At 59.4% G+C, this 318-nt stretch carries 1 pseudogene; it reads right to left on the bottom strand.

Annotation, left to right across the window (positions count from 1 at the left end):
• Positions 1-15: 15 nt before the first annotated feature.
• Positions 16-318 (bottom strand): annotated as a pseudogene (locus EN861_RS34750) (ABC transporter permease); the annotation flags it as partial.

Here is a 318-nt window from a genome sequence, read left to right as displayed (position 1 = left end):
TAGCGGACTTATCGTTCATGAGTGCTTCCCCGCCTGCATCACGCGAACTCGCCCTTCGAGGTAATTTCGAAGGACGTCGCCTTCGACAGCGATCACGATGACCACGCCAATGACGATCAGCTGGAAGAAGATGTTGACGTTGAGCAGGTTCAGCGAGTTGCGGATGACACCGATCATCAGTGCGCCGATCAGGGCGTTGCCGAGATGTCCGCGTCCGCCCAGGAAGCTTGCCCCGCCGATGATGACGGCAGCGATCGTGTCGAGTTCGAGCAGGTTACCGAAGAGCGGCGAACCCGCATCAGTCCTGCCGGCCAGGAT

It is taken from the genome of Mesorhizobium sp. M8A.F.Ca.ET.218.01.1.1, from assembly GCF_004791165.1.
Taxonomy (GTDB): Bacteria; Pseudomonadota; Alphaproteobacteria; order Rhizobiales; family Rhizobiaceae; genus Mesorhizobium.
Note: the sequence above shows the minus strand (reverse complement) of the source record. Positions and strands in the feature narration are given on the sequence as shown.